Source organism: Citrobacter sp. C5_2, assembly GCF_014596845.2.
GTDB classification, from domain to species: domain Bacteria; phylum Pseudomonadota; class Gammaproteobacteria; order Enterobacterales; family Enterobacteriaceae; genus Citrobacter; species Citrobacter werkmanii.
Genome location: NZ_CP115032.1, coordinates 2,185,019 through 2,199,594, shown reverse-complemented (window position 1 = coordinate 2,199,594; position 14,576 = coordinate 2,185,019). Strand labels below are relative to the sequence as shown.

The following is a 14,576-nucleotide window of genomic DNA, read 5'->3' as shown; positions in this document are numbered from 1 at the left end:
TCAATGATGAGTTTACCTGTTCCGAAAAGAAACTTACGGATTTATGACCTGTTGATAATGGCTGGCATGTCATTAGATGACTGGCCACATGCTAATTCGCCCAACCACAACCAACGCTGGGCTTGGCTTGAAGGTGATATCGCAGTGGTTAATGTATGGACCGATAATATCCGGATATCGACCGGTCCGGAAGAGACATACATGACCAGCTACCGGGCTCGGGGCCGAGACAGGAAGGGGAAGGGAACCGATGACATTTATAAGGAGATTATTCGTCGGAGATTGCCGGTACACGTGCTGTTGAAGGTACGCAATACGAACAAGCGCATTCTTGATACAGAGCGGTGGTCTGCGGCCTACGACGATCTGACCGGCACATTAATCCTGACCCGGGGTAATGTCACTCACTACGAAGACCAGCATGGTGATTTTCGTGATGACAGCAGTGTAGAAGATTCAGAAGAAGTCCGCAGGAGCAGTGGGTTGCGACTGAAGGCGTTAAAAAGAAGCCGTGGGATTTGTGAGTATTGCGGCCAACCGGGATTTCTGACGCTCAAAGGTACACTCTTTGCTGAAGTGCATCATATTCAGCCTTTGAGCGAAGATGGTCCCGATACACTGGCTAATCTTGTTGTACTTTGTCCCAATGATCACAGGCGAGCACACCATTCAACCGAGAGCGAAAAAATGAGGATGTTTTTCAACGAGCTCCGTAATGCCTTGCCAGAAGTGTAATCAATCGGCAAGGATGCCACTCACAAAGGATTTTCTGCTCAATCGCGTGTTACTTGACTACACATTTGCATTTTACTTGGTGACAGTGTGTGATTTACAGCGGAGCAAAAAGCGGTTTCCAACCTTGTTGCATCCGCTCCTGATGAAGCGAACGAGCTGAAGGTCTGCTTTGAGCGAGAAACGGACGTTCATCTGATTATTTACATTGTGAATTTTCGAGTCGATTTCATTTCTTTCGCAGTAGAGTGTGGTTTGCACTTACCATAAATGATTGAGGAGTAACTGCGGCCAGTGTCATCAATTATCCGACAACAGCACTGGAAAGGCTCACCTGAGGCTGAGCGTTCATGCAACTGAGAGCGTTTAGGATTTACGTTAAAGTCGATCCTAATGCTAGCCCCGCTCACCCAAATGTCAGGAATTTGTTGCTTTCTTAACAAGTGACTGAGTATGTCGGCGTAGTGACGTACAATATAATGTCGCAGGCCAAAGTAGGAGTCGGCCTCTGGTGGGGTAAGAAAAAACTGCATTGTGGTTAGATTGTTATAGATAGCGAATAACTTTAACTGGCCAATAGCCCAGTATCCCCTAAAGTCGTTGTTACGACTAACAAAGCTCTTATTAAGAGCATTAGCTATTCCCTGTAGCTCAATTCGGCGTGCCACTGTTATTCTCCGATTGCTTGCCAATAACCATAATTAGCAACTGTAAACTTTACTGATACCCCAAGCCAAACTTAAGTATGTTTTTCGTGGCTATGAACCACCTTCAAGTATTAACATGCTGAGCAGTTTGCTATGTTCGCTACTGGCACAGACCTGCCTGTCACATTAGGTTCAGGTCTGTGCCATAGCTGTGTCAGGTCAAATCTGAGCTAATACAATTTAGACATTTAGAAAGGTGAACCAGCACATTACTTCCTCTCACTCCAGCCAACTGGATATCCAGCAATGGTATTAACATCTGTAAGTAACGCTACCTCCGATTTCATCTGCCTCTGCCGCTCGTGAACTCTGAAGCCATGCATTACCATTGCCTGCAGCATCGCTGCCTCCAGCTGTTGCAGGAACTCAAAATTCACCGGAACATCGTGGTTATCCGCATCCGTCCAGAAGAATCCTTCCGGTAACTGACCTGCACTGCCAGCCATAACCACGGGCGCAAGACGCTCCTGCGATGCTTTGCCTCCATCCCATCGCTGACCATCAAATTCAAAAATAATGTTGGCGTTTTCCTGAACGTCCCGCCAGTTGCTGATTTCAGTCAGTTTCTGATTTCGTAAATCCTCCACCATCTTGTCAGTCATAATAAAAGGGGCTACAGGTCCATACTTTCCTGATTCAAGCTCGCTGTAGATACGGCGTCCATGCTCCTCAAAATCATTCTGACATGCTGTGAAAGGCAGAAACTCATCAAACTCTGCAAATTTAACCCTGCAGTTAATCGCTGTATGTTCTTTATTCGCCCACTCAGGAGCCTGAATGTCCTCAATATTCATACAATCTCCTGCTATGAAATTCGCTGAAAAAGACCGGCATAATATTGAAAATTATACCCAGATATACCATCCGATGAAGTGGTTATAACCCCACACGAACGCCATGTACCCGGCAAAGTGTATGTCTGGTTAGGACCCCAGATACAAAATGATGCTTCACGATTGCTGTTAGCTAGAATTCCACACGCCCGTAAGCTACTCCCTGCAAAATTTACACCGGGATTCAAAGGACTTCTGGATGGTTCCATCAATGCCAGCGCAAACGTACCTACAGCATGAAGAGCACCCGCTGGTGCACCTGCTGGTCCCTGCGGCCCTTGCGGCCCTTGCGGTCCAGTTAACCCGGTATCCCCTTTGTCTCCCTTATCCCCTTTTGCGCCTGCCGGTCCCTGCGGACCTGCAGGGCCAGTTGCTCCAGTAGCCCCTCTGGCACCAGTTAACCCGGTATCTCCTTTGTCACCCTTTTCACCTTTTGCACCTGCCGGTCCCTGCGGACCTGCAGGGCCTGTTGGTCCTGTAGCCCCCGTTAGCCCGGTATCTCCTTTGTCACCCTTTTCACCTTTTGCACCTGCCGGTCCCTGCGGACCTGCAGGGCCTGTTGGTCCTGTAGCCCCCGTTAGCCCGGTGTCTCCCTTGTCACCCTTTTCGCCTTTTGCACCGGCAGGTCCCTGCGGACCAGCTGGACCAATTGGTCCTGTTGCCCCCGTTAACCCGGTGTCTCCCTTGTCACCCTTTTCACCTTTTGCACCTGCAGGCCCCTGCGGACCTGGCGGACCACTGAGGTCTTCACTTTCCTGTATCTCTTTAATGGTATCAGCGGCGGCTTTTGACGCTGCACTTCTGGCCTGTTCAGCAAGAAGCTGTGCTTCATCCCTTGCCTGTCCACTTTCTTTCTCACTGGCAGCAGCAGCCTGTGCGCTGTTCCGGGCATTCAGGGCATTTTCCTGAGCTTCATCGCGCAGCGTCAGGGCATCATCTCTGGCCTGTTCGGCTCTGGTGGCGCTCTCAGCGGCTTCATTTTTATGGTTCTCAGCCGTTTTGGCTGACTGCAGGGCTGACGCTCCACTTGAAGATGCCGATTCTGCACTGGCTGATGCCGCAGTCTCTGATTTAGCGGCCTTGTCGCTGGATTCCCTGGCATGCTGTTCACTTAGTGCTGCAGCTGCTGCGCTGTTATTACCCTGTTCTGCAGCCTGTGTAGCCGTGAGGGCGCTTTCACGCGCTGAGGTTTCAGATGCAGCTGCATTGCCCGCGTGCTCACCCGCTGTTTGTGCTGACGAGGCGGCACTTTTGGCACTTCCAGCTGCAGACTGTGCCGAAGTACCTGCCTCCTGCTGCGCTTTCTGTGCGGTATCAGCGGAAGTTTTTGCCACTCCGGCCTGTTCCGTCGCTGTCTGTGCAGACTTTGCCGCACTGTCCGCATCTGCACCGCTGGCCAGAACGTCCTGTGCTGTCTGCCGGGCAGAGTCTGTGGCAGATAGGGCAGACTCATCAGCAGCATCGGCAGAGAGCGCCGCCAGGCGCTGTGACTCTGCCGCAGCCGTTGCAGACAACGCTGTCGCGTCTTTACTCTGCTCTGCTGACTGTGCGGCCTGTTCGGCGCGTTCCCGATCCTTCTCTACCTCCTGGTACAGCGCTGCTGTGCGGTTTACCATTTCCTCAAAACGTTTCATCACCTCCGGACGAAGGTCCGCATCCTTTGGCGCATCGAGAAACGCATTCAGGGTATCCGGCGTATCGGTCGGGGCCACGTAAATGTCACCGGCCACTGAGGGAGGAAAACCTTCCCGCAACAGTGACACACTGTAATAACCCGGCTCAGCCTCAATGCTGTAGTGACCGTCCGCTCCTGTAAGAGTGGATGAAGTTACCTCCACAACAACGGTCGCGCTGGTTTTCTTCGCATTCAGCTGGATGATGCAGTCCTGTACCGGTTTCCCCGCTCCGTCTTTTAATATGCCAGAGATAAGTACTGCCATAATTCCTCCATAAAAAAACCGCCCGAAGGCGGTTTCTGTCATTAACTTATTGTTATCCCGGCTGATGACTTTTTCGTCACAATAACCAGCAGGTCACTGATTCGGGAAAATGGATAGCCGCTGCTGTTACCGTGTGTACTGACGCTGAAACTCAGCGTCATCCGTCCGCTCCCGGCAGGCATATCCAGTGTTCGCGTAAAAACGGCCGGTACACCTCTGCTTGTCTGCTTGTATATCTCCACCCCGTTTTTCCTGACAGTCAGCGTACAGTCATCCCATACGTCATTACTGGTCTGGCTGTCATACGCTGCACCCTGAAAGGTAATCCCAGGAATGGAAACCTGTCGGTCAAAAGACTGGTCATCTTCAATCACGACTGTCAGTGTCCCGTTGGCGTACCGTTTTTCACCGTTACTGGTTATGAAGTAAGGAAACTCCCTGCCCGCTGCCTTAACAATATCCCCAAGAATACGCTCGGCCCGGAGCGTCCCCTTTATGGTGCAGTTTTCCTCAATCGTCACATTGTTGAGAGCACCAGAATTCGCACTAATATGGCCGCTGATATCCGCATTACGGGCAGTCAGTTTTCCGTCAGGTGTCAGCATAAAGGTCGGCGGGTTCCCGCCGCTGGTGATAGTGGGAGCCGTCAGATACTTGAGGAACACCTCGTTCATAAATATCTGGTCACCCTGCATCACGAAGGCGGGAGTTTCATTGCCATTCGCCGGATTGATAAACGCGATACGGTCAGCGGCCACCAGGAACTGGCTTACCTTCCCTTCTTCCGTGTCTTCCATGCTCAGGCCCAGACCAGCCACATAGTGCTTCCCGTCTTTGGTCTGCTCTATCTTCACACCCCACATGGCATTCCATTTGCCGTTCGCGTCCTGCCATTCTTCCGAAAACTGATCCAGCCGGCTGGCGTTGTCTTCCGTCAGCTCCACCTTCTCCAGCAGCTCTTTACCCAGGTGGCTTTCGGTGATTTTCCCTTTGAAGAAATCCAGATAACCCGCCGCATCGTTGCTGGCCTGCCCTTTAGCCTCCACGAACGCCGATTTTCCGACCTGGTTCACGGCCCGGATATAGAAGTAATAATCCTTGCCGGGTTTAATATTCGCGTTTGCTGCAATCCAGTACAGCGCGGTGCCGAGATAACGCGCATCGGTTTCCACCTGGCGGATATCGGCAATCTGCGTATCTGTAAACCAGAATTCATACTGCACCGTGGGGTCATATACTGCCTGGCACGGGGTGGCGGTTATCTGGAAATAGCCGGGGGTCAGCTCAACATAAGACGGTACTGCGGGCGCGGCGATGCTGAAATCCGTGCTGGCAGGGTCACCCTGCTGGCCCTGGCTGTTCACCGCCCGTACCGTCAGGGTGTAACGTCCCGGCGTCAGGTTACGGAAAGTATGCTCCGTTTCGGTCAGGGTCAGGCTGCTGGCCAGACGGTCGCTGTTATCTTCCGCTTTCACCGTCAGGCGCAGGGAAAAGTTCACCCCCTTCACCACACGCGGGGTATCCCATCGCGCCCGCGCCTGATACTGCCCCTCCTCTGCCAGAATCTCTGTGGTCAGGTGCTGCACGGCAGGCGGCGTATTCGTGATACCGGTGTCCGGTAACGGATCAAACGTCGCCCCGTTATCCACGATGGCTTCTTTCTCCGGAACATGCTGTACGGCAGTAATAGCATACGTGCCGTCATCGTTTTCCCGTATGGCCACACAGCGAAACAGCCGCTGGCGCAGGTCCGGCAGTTTCAGCCCCCACACGCTGTACTCCGCCACGCCATCGGGTAACTGGCTGACGCTCACGCGGTCCGGAGCCGGATGTGCGGTAACTGCGACGGTAACAGGCTGGCCATTGCTGCCCACCAGGTTCAGCACCACATTGCCGCCTGCCGGTATCTCCACCTCACGGTCCAGCGTGAGCGTGCGCGTCAGGCTGTCGACCGACAGAATGCGTCCGCCCACGGTCACGCCAGCATAATCACTGTCGCAGACCTCAATGATATCGCCAGGAACATGTCGCAGCCCCTCAGCCCCTACGGAAAAATCCACCGTCTGCGTTTCCAGCAATTCGCTGGTGATGGCCCACAGTCCTGCGCGGTGCGCCTGCCCACGGCTGGTACAGGCGAACGCATCCATCTTCAGAACGTTGCGACCGTAGCGACGGATGGCAGCGTCGTTTTCCACCAGTTCGGTGGATGTTTCCCAGCCGTTGTTCGGGTCGGTGTAACGGACCTCGGCGGCATTGTGGCGCTCTTTCAGTGCGCTGAAGCTGTAGATGAACGGCGCACCATCAGCGGGCATCACCACATTACTCTGCGTATAGGTCCAGACTTTATCGGCGGGCCGGTCCTGCACAAACGTCAGGGTGCTGCCGTTCCAGACCGGCATACAGCGCATCAGGGAACAGAAGTCCCCCAGCACGTCCCACGCTTTGCGCTGGTCCGTCAGATACGCATTGCAGGTGATACGCGGCTCCGTCCCGCCGAAACCGTCAGGAACAGGCTGATCGCAGTACTGTGCAATGGCATACAGCGCCCACTTGTCCACATCGGCAACACCAATGCGGCTTCCCATGCCATAGCGCGGGTGAGTCAGCATATCCAGCACACACCAGGCCGGATTGTTCGTATATGCCGGTTTGAAAGTACCGTCCCATATCCCGGTATATGTACGTTTTAACGGATCGTAATTCGACGGCACCGGCACAATACGCCCGCGCAGGTGATAGTTTCGCGTGACCTGCTGGCTGCCAAACTGCTCCGCATCCACTTTTACCCCGATAACGGCGGTGTTCGGGTAGCACTGTTTCACATCGATGATTTCGGTATAGCCCGACCACACCGTTTTGTTCTGCAGCAGGTCTGTCGTGCTGTCATCAGTGAGGCGAAGCATGCGGACTTCAAACGGCCGGGGCGGTAAATCATCAATCACCACAGATGCCAGAAACTGCGTGGTCGTTTTCCCCGTAATGGTGATATCCCGCTCCACCTGCCACTGGCCATCCCGGCGAAACTGGATCAGCATCTGTACGCTGGTCGGGTTGCGGTCACCTTTGGTACTGGTGCTGACCAGCGACTGCACACCAAAGGTAAAGCGCAGACGGTCCAGCGTTTTGGTGGTAATGGTGCGGGTCACTGGCTCTGACTTCTTCACCTCCACACTCAGCAGGGTTTCCGCACCGGAGTCTTCGAACCCCTCCATCGCGGTCTGCTCATCCTCCCCCACGCGGTAAACCACGGTGACACCGTGAACCATCGCGTTACCTTCGCTGTCGAGGACCGGCGTTTTGTTAATTCTGACACTCTTTAGCCCGTCCACAGGACCTTCAATCGGTCCCTCGCAGATGGCATCAACTACCGTCAGCATCTGACTGGATTTCAGGTCGTCAGGAGCCTCATGCGGCGTTTTACTGCTGCCACCACCCTTACCCATAATCTGTTCCCTCTGAAACGACAAAACCGCCCGGAGGCGGTTCTGTGTAAATACAAATATGCTGCAGTAAGTCAGCGACCGATGATCACCACCTGTCCCCCGCCACCTTCATCCCGTGTGCTGATTTCCTAGGAGATCGTGCGGGAACCGACCAGCATTTCACCGTATAACACCGGCAGGGCATTACCCTGCGCCACCATGTTGTCCAGTGACGAAAAATAGGTGTTCTGTCTGCCGTTGTCGGTCTGCCGGGAGGAGGGTATTTTTGCCTGGGGTGTCAGCATCTGCGCCACACCGCCCAGCATCATGGCTACCCCCATAGAAAAAAGGACCGAGGATGCCGAAATAGCACCGGCAGATAATGCGCTACCCCAAAGAGCAAGAGTTGCCCCGCCAGTTAAAAAGGATGCGCCGATTGCCACGGCACCCAGCACAACCTGGAACAGACCACCTTTTCCAGCCCCTGCCATACGCGGTACAATATGAATAATGGCCCCGTCCGGCAGTGACTCATGCAGACGGGCTGACACGCTGGTTTCATCCACATCCTGACCGGCGATGCGTATCTGATACCAGCCATCATTCATTTTCTGCCGGAAGCCCGGTATCTGCATGGCCAGCGCGTAAATGGCCTCGGCCCCCGTTTTTATACTGAGGCTGAAGCGGCGGCCAAATCGTTGTAAATCCCCGTGAAGGCAGATTCGTGCCATGCCCGGTGTCGCCATATCGAGTGTGTGCGGCGTTGCCATTTGTCGGTATACCTCTCGCGTTTACTGAGCTGTTCAGGAATATGGTGCAACAGTTCGCCGTCGCCACAATAAATTGCGGCATGGTTGGCAACCGATGAACCAAAACAGCAAATCAGGATGTCTCCGGGCTGTACCTCTGCGGCATTCACGCGGTAAAAACCGGTCGCCTCCAGATTATCCAGATAGAGATTATCTCCCTGCTTCCACCAGTCCTCCCCCCGCGCAAAATCCGGCATCTCAATACCGGCCAGATGGTACGCATCACGGAACAGGGTGTAACAGTCAGCCACGCCATGCTCAAAAGCCCGCCCTGTGAGGAACGGCACGCAGCGAAATTTGTATATCCGGTCATCGCAGACCAGCCACCACGGCAGGCCACTCTGCACCTGCAGGCGGCGATCAACATCGCTGAGAAACGGCAGGCCATCGGGATGGCTGTGGACCAGGGCCACCACATCGCCCGCCGCCTGCGCCTGAAGGTAATCTGCCGGATCCATGCGGAAATACAGGGTCGATTCAGCGGAAAAATTCTGGCAGGGAAAATACCGCTCCCCGGCAGACGTGTTCACCACCCAGCCGCACGATTCAGCGGGCGCACACGCAGCAGCATGCGCCAGGAGTGTTTTTTTCATGGGTATATCCATCAGGAAAGACGGTTAATGGAGAGGAAACAGCCGATGCGCGGCAGGTTATTACGCAGCTCGCAGCCAGTACGGCATTTGCTGCAGGCATCTTTTTCCGGGTCTGTCGTGGGCTTGTCAAACTCGTCCGCCACAGGCGGACCGGCATAGCCACACTCATCAGAACGGTAGGTCCAGCTGCAGACATCAGCCAGCATGATCCGCGCCGGAAACACGCTACCGTCCGTTTCGGTCGGTGTGGCCAGCACAAACGTCGCCGTGGTGGCTTTCAGTTCGGATAACTGTTCTACCTTCCAGCGACTGACTACTTCCTGTTCCGGATCGGCCTCCGGGTTGCCGCCTGTAAAGTTCACCGCATCGAGAAAACGGGCGTATACAACATGCCTTACCACCGTGGCCCCGACGAGGCTCTGCATATCTGCCGCAAGTCCCGTAACCATGCCAAACAGGTTCGACACTGCCAGCGTCGGGCGGGCGGAAGTTCCTTTCCCCACCAGGTCGAATCCGGTTCCCTGTATCGGGTAAACGTCATACTTCCGGCCCTGCCAGGTGACCGGCTCGCCCTTCTCGTTCGCTTCATTTGAAAAATAGTAACGCTGGCCACCAAAGGCCGTCAGGTCGATTTCCCACAAATCAATGCGGGCCGACTGCTCGGTTTTCGTGGTTTCGTTGAGGGTGTTCAGAGGTATATCCTGCATAAGGATCCTTAAGCAATGACCTGCTCAAATTTACAGCTGAAATCAGAATACGTGACGTTGTCCGTAACAGACCATTCCCGGCAGACAACTTTAATCGTGCGGTTGTATTTTGGCGGTCGCCACAAAAAGGCTTTATATCCTCCGTGCTCGGTCAGAAACGCTTCAAGTGCGGTGCGGGAATTGACCGACGTGATACGGAAAACAGGCTGGAAATTAATTAACTGATGGTTAAGTCCGGTCGGGCGACGTTGCTCATAGCCATCCCCAAATTTAATGGTTGTCACCGAAGGGGAAACAGAAGACTGCATCCCCTCCCTGGGTGCCCAATGAAAGGTTTTCACTTATCCTCCCGCCAGCATGCCGCCATCGCGGCCCTGAGTTCTCAGGATACTCATGACACGCGTGTCGACCATTTTGACCAGCATCTGCGATGCCTGCGGCCCTATCTGCCCGTTTTGCCCGTCATTCTGAATGGTAATGTGATACTCAGGTGAATAAACAATCCCACCATTCATACCACCACCAGAGGAACCCGGGTCACCCAGCGCCCTGACACCCAGTGTACCGTCAGTCGTTTTTGCCAGAGGCATAATGGCTTCCGGACCTGCTTCACCAAACACGCCTGCCCCCTTTGCAAAAGCAAACAGGGTCGGGCTGTCATAGATGCCGTTACTGTAGGCACTTAATGAAGGTGAATCATAAACACCGCCTTTCTCGTTAAAACTAAAACTGCTGCCAAAACTGCTGATGGCCGTGCCGGTACTCGCGCTGGCTGCGCCGCCAAAAAGACTGCCGCCGATGCCCATAATGGATTTCAGGATGGTGTTGGTAATCAGCGCCTGCGTTGCCATATCGACAAGGTTTTTAATCACCGACTGAGTCAGGGAGGAAAATAACCCACTCATCCCGTCCCGGAGTGATTGGGTGTTTACCAGCATGCCGGTCAGCATGTTGGTGGAACGCTCCTGGGTGGTCTCTAACATGCCAATAGCGAGGCTGTTCAGGTTTCCCTGCGACTTATACAGCTCCACCGCCGTCTGGTACTGCGCATCAGCGGAATCTTTATCCGCCTTTTGCTTCAGCAGTTCGTACTGCTCTTTGTTGATTGCATCATTCTGGTAAAACGCCTGCAGCAGTGACTGACGCTCGGCCAGTTGATTGCGCAGTTCTGCCAGCGGATCAACCGTCCCGGCGATATCAATCAGAGGGGCAGACATTGCCGCTGCCTGTGCCTGTAACAGTTCGCGGGCCGTACTTTGTGCCAGCGTGATTCTGGCCGTCTGGTATTCCTTTTCATCCAGAAGACGGGCATCCAGGAGCGACTTCAGCTCCTGGCTCGCTTCGCGCTCTTTCGTAAGAGTTGCTCTGGCTGGCGCATACTGTTCTGCCAGTTCGAGGCGCTGTTTCTGATAGTTTTCAGCATTCAGCAGCAGCGTCTTCTGAATATCAGCCTCGCTGGCTCCGTCAGCGCGGGCGGCTTCAAGAAGTTTTCTGGCGCTTTCCTGCTCCTGCAGGTTGATACGTCCGAGACTGGAGGCATGCGCCGCTTCGATTTCACGCCGCAGTTGCTCATACTGGTTAACCTTCGACTTTTGCCCCTTACCAGTATCCCCGCCTTCCCCGGTCCAGGGGGTATCAGGTTTATCACTCCCTGTTTCATTCCCTGGTTTATCCGGCTTCGGTGTGGGATCGGTTTTCCCTGATTTAGCGTATTCTATGGCCTCTTTGACAATTTTTTGCCGTTCTTTGAGGAGTTTTAACCCCTGCTCAACGGCATCCAGATCCCCTTTGTAGCGGGTTTTATCGTTCTGTACGCCTTTAAGTTGTCCGAACGGATCGAAGCCACTCAATCCATCAATACGGCTTTCCGCATCCTGAATTTCTTTAATCAGTTTATTTCGCTGAATAACCTGATTCTCAAACTGTTCATCAATGTCCAACTGCTTCACGTTGAGCTGGTTAAGCGACAGTTTTTTTAGCTCTTCATTCGTTTCAACAACAGCATTTTTCAGGTCAATCGCTGACTGACGGGCATTTTTCGCCTGATTATGGAAATAGAGCAACGCCGAACCGGCCAGCATCGCTGCGCCCACTGGACCGCCCACCAGTGCCAGCGCCCCTCTGGCCATACCTACTGCTGCAGAGGCCGCGCGGGCTGAAACGGAAAGCTGTTTATTGGCAGCATTCAGCTGGCTCTATGCCTGGGTGGAAAGCAGTGTCTGCTCGGTTTCCTGGCGGATTAAGCGGTTAAACTCGCTCTGGTAACTCACGTTAAGGCCAAATTGTCTGGCGCTTTTCTCCATTTCCCGATAACGCCCGAATTCTGCGTTATTCTGTGCCAGCGTAGCGGCGGTACTTTCCAGCGTTTTTCGCGCCATATCGGCCTGCGCCATCGCGCTGGCCCTGACTGCCTGCTGCTGCTCAACCCAGGCACCGATGTTCCCCCTGATACCTGCCGTCAGTTTTGTCGCCAGAACAGGAATCAGTGTATACAGCGCAACGTTGGCGACCGTATTAAAATTATCCGTCAGGCCATTAATGGCATCGGTAACGGTCTGAACACCACTGCGCAGCGGGCCGTTTCCGCTCTGTCCTACCTTAATAATCAGACCTTCAAAAGCAGAAGTCAGGCTGAGAAGATCGCCGTTCAGGTTATTTACCCTGATTTCGGCCTGCTCATGCGCGGTCTGCGTACCGGTCAGGGCGGCAGTCAGCGACTCCACCTTCTCGCGGTTCTGAACCAGGATAGATGCCGCGCTGAGGTTTTCCACCCCGAACAGCTTCACGGCCTGCCTGGTTGACAGGTTTTTTCCCGCCAGGTTCTCCAGCGCCTGGCTCAGCCCGACAACAGAAGGCTTCAGGGTCTTATCGGTTCCCTTCTCCAGATTCAGGATCACGTTACGCAGCGCGGTCCCGGCTTCGCCACCTTTCACTTCGCGCTCTGCCAGTACCTGTATGGCGGCATTGAGGGTTTCAAAACCCACGCCAGCCTGTGCCGCTGCTACCCCGCCATTTTTAATCGCGGCAGCAGTATCGGCTATCTCCGATGAGCCAAATTTCGCGCCAGCAGCCAGCACGTTGATATACAGGTTCGCTTCACTGGCTCCCGCCCCAAACTGGTTTAATGACAGGGCCAGCGTTCGGGTGGCATCCGGAAGCGTCGTCCCTGCCGCCTGGGCCAGCGTTAACGCGCTTTTGGTCGCCGCTGTCAGCCCCGCAGAGGTACTCAGCAGTTCAGGCTTTGCCGAAGCCATCAGTTTAATGGCCTCGGCGGCCTGTGATGCGCTGTATTCCGTTGAGCGGCCCATTTCCTGCGCCGCCTGATCGTACAGTTTCATCTGCGCACTGGTGGCACCGGTGATAGCCTGCAAATCCGACAACGACTGGCTGTACTGCCGCGTGGTGCTGATAATGGTGCCCAGCGATAACCCCGCCCCGGCAAAACCTGCCAGCCTGCCAGCCAGCCCTGATACCGAAGCAGAAACACGCTTATAGGCATCCTCCGTCTTTTTCGCATCAGCCCGGGCATTGCGGTTAAACTGGCGTGACTGACTCTCAGCGCTGCCGTAGGCGCTCATCAGCTGCGATTTAAAGTTCGCTGCATTCAGATGCAGCCCAACGGCAAGAGAGGCAACGTCACCCATTACATTAATACCTTCATGACTGCCGCACACTGCGCATCCAGACTCGGATTCACAGCGGCGGTGGTGGATTTAACAGGGGGCGGGTTATTGTCAGAACCTTCTGGCGAAGGCTTTTTGAAAATGCCCTGTTTGAGGAAGAAAGCACGCCAGTGGAAAAGCGTGTCAGCCGGAAGCGCCGCAATTTTTGACGGGTCAGGCTCGCCCCAGCGGTCGGCCAGCCAGAAAATCAGCTCCAACCAGGGCGAGTCACTCAGTTTTTTTCGGCGGTTTCCAGCTTACCGATGGCGTGCTTTTTCACTTTGTCGATGGCATCCAGAAGCACAACGTTATCGTGTGCCGCCAGCAGCTCCTTCGCCGTGGGTTTGTCTTTGGCTTTAATCGGCGAGCCGTCAGGTTGAACCAGACTGTCGATAACAATCTGTACGCTCAGCTCAGACGCCATGCGGGCATTGCCAGAGGCCTGCGCCTCGATGAGTGCATCTTCATGATCAATAAGCTCAGCCGCCGTCAGCCGACGCAGGTAAACCTTTGTGCCTAAAATTTCAGTTTCAGTAGGCGTGGATTTCGTTTTGAGCAGTGCATTTTTCAGTGCGGAGAGGCTAAATTCAGACATGGTGTATCCTGTTTTTCAGACGAAAAAAAACGCCCGGAGGCGGTGTGTTACGGGAAACGGATTACGCTCCGGCATCTGGCGCCGGGGCGGCGATCCCCCATTTAATGTTGTTTTGCTTACCCTGCACTGTAATCTGGATAACTTCACTGGCAGGCGCTGTGATTTCGTTCATCTGCCAGCCTGAAAGCGCGAGGATCATTGAGGCCGTTCGTTTGTTCGGCAGCTCAATATAAAACTGAACGGTCTTACGCTGCTCTGCAGCATTGAGGAACGCGGTGAAATCCTCGTTTCCCGGGTCGTCAATGAATCCCAGCGATTTCTCCGGCCCTTCCGGAAGGTCGGATATTGACTGCTTACTCTTGTCCAGCAGGGTGGTACAGTCGACAAATCCTCCCGTCTGACCTGTCGCGCCCAGCGCCTTACAGTTAATCAGGGGTTTGAGTGCCGCCACGGCGGCGTTTACTTCGCCAAACTTCACCACCGTCCCGGCAGGAAGCATTGCGTACTCAGGGGATGATTTTGGCGTGTTATTTTCATCAGCCATAATGATTCTCTCTTAAATAGTGGGCAGCGGTT

Annotated in this window: 11 protein-coding genes and 1 pseudogene; 1 reads left to right on the top strand and 11 read right to left on the bottom strand. The window is 54.2% G+C overall.

Going from position 1 to position 14,576, the window contains the following annotated elements:
- Nucleotides 1-3 precede the first annotated feature (3 nt).
- Nucleotides 4-735 (top strand): HNH endonuclease signature motif containing protein, encoded by a 732-nt coding sequence (locus tag ICA20_RS10720; RefSeq protein ID WP_038641319.1) that lies wholly within the window; start codon nucleotides 4-6, stop codon nucleotides 733-735.
- 913 nt (nucleotides 736-1,648) lie between these two features.
- Here the strand turns inward: ICA20_RS10720 and ICA20_RS10715 are convergent.
- From ICA20_RS10715 to ICA20_RS10665, 11 genes and pseudogenes are all read right to left on the bottom strand, one after another.
- Complete coding sequence (locus ICA20_RS10715; protein ID WP_038641321.1) at nucleotides 1,649-2,233, bottom strand: DUF4376 domain-containing protein; 585 nt, start codon at nucleotides 2,231-2,233, stop codon at nucleotides 1,649-1,651.
- Between the two features lie 11 nt (nucleotides 2,234-2,244).
- On the bottom strand, nucleotides 2,245-4,212 hold the full coding sequence (locus ICA20_RS10710; protein WP_071888147.1) for a prophage tail fiber N-terminal domain-containing protein: 1,968 nt from the start codon (nucleotides 4,210-4,212) through the stop codon (nucleotides 2,245-2,247).
- Nucleotides 4,213-4,253: 41 nt separating this feature from the next.
- Nucleotides 4,254-7,655: a host specificity protein J gene (locus ICA20_RS10705; protein WP_149282294.1), complete on the bottom strand. Its 3,402-nt coding sequence runs from the start codon at nucleotides 7,653-7,655 to the stop codon at nucleotides 4,254-4,256.
- Between the two features lie 128 nt (nucleotides 7,656-7,783).
- The gene (locus ICA20_RS10700) at nucleotides 7,784-8,404 is read right to left on the bottom strand and encodes a tail assembly protein (RefSeq protein ID WP_071888148.1); all 621 of its coding nucleotides are present in this window, start codon (nucleotides 8,402-8,404) and stop codon (nucleotides 7,784-7,786) included.
- On the bottom strand, nucleotides 8,302-9,036 hold the full coding sequence (locus tag ICA20_RS10695) for a C40 family peptidase (protein WP_038641323.1): 735 nt from the start codon (nucleotides 9,034-9,036) through the stop codon (nucleotides 8,302-8,304). The genes ICA20_RS10700 and ICA20_RS10695 overlap by 103 nt, the downstream gene beginning before the upstream one ends.
- 11 nt (nucleotides 9,037-9,047) lie before the next feature.
- Nucleotides 9,048-9,743, bottom strand: a complete 696-nt coding sequence (locus ICA20_RS10690; protein WP_038641325.1) for a phage minor tail protein L — start codon at nucleotides 9,741-9,743, stop codon at nucleotides 9,048-9,050.
- A gap of 8 nt (nucleotides 9,744-9,751) precedes the next feature.
- The gene (locus ICA20_RS10685; protein WP_051594523.1) at nucleotides 9,752-10,051 is read right to left on the bottom strand and encodes a phage tail protein; all 300 of its coding nucleotides are present in this window, start codon (nucleotides 10,049-10,051) and stop codon (nucleotides 9,752-9,754) included.
- Between the two features lie 33 nt (nucleotides 10,052-10,084).
- Nucleotides 10,085-13,387, bottom strand: a pseudogene (locus tag ICA20_RS10680) (phage tail tape measure protein).
- Nucleotides 13,387-13,623: a hypothetical protein gene (locus ICA20_RS10675; RefSeq protein WP_230592241.1), complete on the bottom strand. Its 237-nt coding sequence runs from the start codon at nucleotides 13,621-13,623 to the stop codon at nucleotides 13,387-13,389. Before ICA20_RS10675 ends, ICA20_RS10680 begins: the two are co-directional and overlap by 1 nt.
- A 14-nt stretch (nucleotides 13,624-13,637) precedes the next feature.
- Complete coding sequence (locus tag ICA20_RS10670) at nucleotides 13,638-14,000, bottom strand: phage tail protein (protein ID WP_038641329.1); 363 nt, start codon at nucleotides 13,998-14,000, stop codon at nucleotides 13,638-13,640.
- 61 nt (nucleotides 14,001-14,061) lie between these two features.
- Nucleotides 14,062-14,544: a major tail shaft subunit gene (locus ICA20_RS10665; protein ID WP_038641331.1), complete on the bottom strand. Its 483-nt coding sequence runs from the start codon at nucleotides 14,542-14,544 to the stop codon at nucleotides 14,062-14,064.
- Nucleotides 14,545-14,576 lie beyond the last annotated feature (32 nt).